Source organism: Sphingomonas sp. (assembly GCF_019749955.1).
Taxonomy (GTDB): domain Bacteria; phylum Pseudomonadota; class Alphaproteobacteria; order Sphingomonadales; family Sphingomonadaceae; genus Sphingomonas.
In genome coordinates, this window is the sequence record NZ_JAIEPC010000001.1 from 1 (window position 1) to 3,193 (window position 3,193).

Consider the following 3,193-nt stretch of genomic DNA (forward strand, 5'->3'; position numbering starts at 1 on the left):
ATCTTGAATGCATAGACCAGCGATGAGCATGGCCCGGACGTATCAAGCAGGCGCGCCAGATGCATCTTGTCCGCAGGTGCCAGGCTCGCCATGAAAAGCTGATCGCGCAGGCCATAGACATAGTCCGGCACGAACGCCGCAACCAGCGCCGCGACCACGCTGACGATGATGGCGCTGAGCGCGATCCGCGCGCGCAAACCCTGGATCATGCGAGGTCCAGCCGATAGCCCTGACCGCGAATGCTGGTGAGGCATACCCCGCTGCCCGGCTGGCGTTCGATCTTTTGGCGCAGGCGGCTGATATGTGGATCGACTGATCGGTCAAAGGCTTCCTCACCAAGCGCGATCTCCACAATCTGGCCGCGCGTGATCAGCCTGCCGCCGCGCTCGACGAACAGGTGCAGCAACTTGAACTCGGTCGGTGTCAGGTCGAGCGGTTGCGATCCGGCGAAGGCGCAGAACGCATCGATATCGATACGGATATTGCCAAAGGACCGGACGGCGTGGGCCGCCTGGCGCCGTTGCCGCCCCGCCAGCACCTTGGCACGCGCAACGATTTCGAGCGGGTTGAAGGGCTTGACGACATAATCATCGCAGCCGAGCCGAAATGCCGCCAGCTTGTCGATATGCTCGCCCAGCGCACTGAGGATGATGACGCCGGGCTGGACCGCCCCGGCGCGCAGTTCCGCCAGCACTGACATGCCATCACGCCCGGGCAGGCGCAGATCGAGGATGACGATATCCGGCCGCCACCAGCGCGCCGTATCGACCGCGCTTTCGCCATCACCGACGATCAGGCAATCGGCGTTGTCGCGCCGGAAGAACGCATCGACGATCTCCGCAATCTCGGGCTCGTCCTCAACGATGAGAATCTTGATCCCAGCGAGCGTCATATCGACAGTGCTTACCGCCGCCGTCGGCATATGCACGCTCCTTTAGCGTTCCATTGTTTTCATCGTGATCGTATCCACCAGCAACTTGCCGCTTTTGTCGGAAATCGATGCGCCAACTAGCATACGGACAGTTCCCGCCGGCACCTTGGCTTCGATGGTGCGCAAGTTCCAGCCCAAGGCGTCCGCCCATGGCTTGTCATAGTCGTTAACATAGACCGTCCGCTTACCTTCGGCATCGAAAAACGCCATCCAGAGTCCAGCTGTGCTCGCGACATTGCTCCGTTTCAGCCAGCCTGAGACCGCCAGGGTTCGGCCCGCAAGATCAGGCAGCGCAATGCCCTGGATCGTCCCGGCATAGCCCACAGTGCTGATTTTCTCGTCGAAGCCGATTTCAAGCGCTCGCTTGCCATCATGGACGTCTCGCATCGTCAGCGCATAGCCGGATTCGGCCTTGTCGGGGCGCCACGCCTGTAGCGTTTCGGGCGATCCTGGTTGCAGATCTTCAAAGCCGCCATTCATCAGCAGCGATGCATCCTGCGCCTTGGCGACCCAAGCCACAGACAGCGCCATCGTCAGAATCAGCGCTTGGCCTGCATGGCGTGTTTTACGTTGCATGAGGGTCGTGACCTTTCAGCGATATGTTGTACGGCAGCGGTGCAGCCGGACCGGCGCGCATCCGATCAAGGCCGTCGATCCTGTTGCTGTTGCGCGCCAGCCAGCTTCGGCGAGCAACTGCCGCCAGATGGATGAGCAGCAGAAATGCCAGCGCATGGCCGCCATATTCGTGGATGGGCCAAAGCCATTCACCGGCTTTGGTGCGGTGTAGCTCGGCGGCGATCGGCCCAAAGCCCGGCAGTGGAATGCCAAACGGCTTTGGTGCTTCGCCATAGGCAATCCAGGTCGCATAGCCTGACAACGGCATGAGGATACCCAGCAAGTACAGCGTATAATGTGCGCCCCTTGCCGCCAGAATCTCCGTGCGGGTGCCTGCAATCGGCGGTTTAGCAGCGCGCCGTGCAATGATGATCCGCATGATCATGACGCCCAATGCGCTCACCCCCAGCAGCACATGCACGTCCGTCCACCACTCGGCGGCCTTGCTGCGCGGGGCGACCAACTCATAGCCAAGCGCAAGGCCAATCAGCAGCGCGGGCAGGATCAGCGCCGCCGCACTCCAGTGCATGAGCCGCATCATTCGCGGATATCGTTCGATCATGTGCAGTATCCTCCGGATTCGCATGGTGGACCAGGGGTTTTGTCGCTGCGTTGTGCAAATGTTGCGGATCGATTGCGAGGGATTGGTGGCGGACAAAGCGTTCAAGACGTAAAAGCGTCAGCGGCTTAGTTTTCGGTCTACCAGGCCCTACATGTCTGACCCTATGCGAGATCGACGAGCGTTGCGTGGAAGTGGCAACAGCCTGACTTTCTTGATTGATCGTCGGCCTGCATTAAGATGTCGTGCCGCCGATATCATTGCGATGGCTGCATTCCGGATGGCCAGCCAACCGCTAGTATAACAATAGCGCTCGACTGGTTTTGCGCACAACGAAGAACGGGCGATCCAGCCCAGAGCGTTCCACCGATGCAGGTCACAGCCCCCGTGCGGTAGGCTTGTTGGAACCTGCAAAAATAGATCGTGCGGGCGGTGGGAATCGAACCCACACCCCTTGCGGAACTGGATTTTGAATCCAGCGCGTCTACCAATTCCACCACGCCCGCATACCATGTGCAGCCAATGCAGCCGCGCCAAACTTCGACTTACACAGAGTTGGGCGCGTCTACCGAAAACACTTGGCGACAACGAACTAAATCATTGTATTGGCGTTTCTTTTAGGTGGTGCGGGCGGTCGGAATCGAACCGACACTCCTTGCGGAACCGGATTTTGAGTCCGGCGCGTCTACCAGTTCCACCACGCCCGCATCCGGCGCCTCGCTAGCCGAGGTCCGCGCGTTCGACAAGTCAGTTCAGTTACGCGGCGCCTGCCGCCGGTAACTGAGCGCTTCGGCGATATGGATGCGCCCAACCGCGTCCGCGCCAGCCAGATCGGCAATCGTCCGCGCCACCCGCAGGATGCGGGTATAACCGCGCGCCGACAGCCGCATCGCCTCCGCCGCCTGGGCGAGCAGCTTGCGTCCCGGCTCGTCTGGGGTCGCGTGATCGTCGAGCAGCGGCCCCTCCGCCTCGGCATTGGTCCGCGCGGCATGGCCTTCGTAGCGTGCGCGTTGCACCGCCCGGGCGGCAGCGACGCGCGCCGCGACTTCGGCGGACCCTTCGGCGGGTGGTGGCAGCACCAGATCGGC

4 protein-coding genes, 2 tRNA genes and 1 pseudogene are annotated in these 3,193 nt (G+C 61.5%); all 7 read right to left on the reverse strand.

The genetic code is table 11. The features are described 5' to 3' along the window. Positions 1 to 209: hypothetical protein (locus K2W81_RS00005; protein ID WP_294100259.1), on the reverse strand; the 209-nt coding region annotated here is incomplete at its 3' end. Further along, on the reverse strand, positions 206 to 922 hold the full coding sequence (locus K2W81_RS00010; protein WP_294100260.1) for a response regulator transcription factor: 717 nt from the start codon (positions 920 to 922) through the stop codon (positions 206 to 208). The genes K2W81_RS00005 and K2W81_RS00010, both read right to left, overlap by 4 nt. Before the next feature lie 12 nt (positions 923 to 934). After that, positions 935 to 1,450, reverse strand: coding sequence for a hypothetical protein (locus tag K2W81_RS00015; protein WP_294100261.1), 516 nt, complete (start codon positions 1,448 to 1,450; stop codon positions 935 to 937). A gap of 46 nt (positions 1,451 to 1,496) precedes the next feature. Continuing rightward, the gene (locus K2W81_RS00020; protein ID WP_294100262.1) at positions 1,497 to 2,108 is read right to left on the reverse strand and encodes a cytochrome b/b6 domain-containing protein; all 612 of its coding nucleotides are present in this window, start codon (positions 2,106 to 2,108) and stop codon (positions 1,497 to 1,499) included. A gap of 421 nt (positions 2,109 to 2,529) precedes the next feature. Continuing rightward, a tRNA-Leu gene (locus K2W81_RS00025) sits at positions 2,530 to 2,611 on the reverse strand. A gap of 116 nt (positions 2,612 to 2,727) precedes the next feature. Beyond that, positions 2,728 to 2,812, reverse strand: a tRNA-Leu gene (locus K2W81_RS00030). A gap of 45 nt (positions 2,813 to 2,857) precedes the next feature. Further along, positions 2,858 to 3,193, reverse strand: a pseudogene (locus tag K2W81_RS00035) (ATP-binding protein); the annotation flags it as partial.

Coding starts and splice junctions, on each gene's coding strand:
- K2W81_RS00020 (WP_294100262.1), bottom strand. CDS start 2,108: ATGATCGAACGATATCCGCGAATGATGCGGCTCATGCACTGGAGTGCG.
- K2W81_RS00010 (WP_294100260.1), bottom strand. CDS start 922: ATGCCGACGGCGGCGGTAAGCACTGTCGATATGACGCTCGCTGGGATC.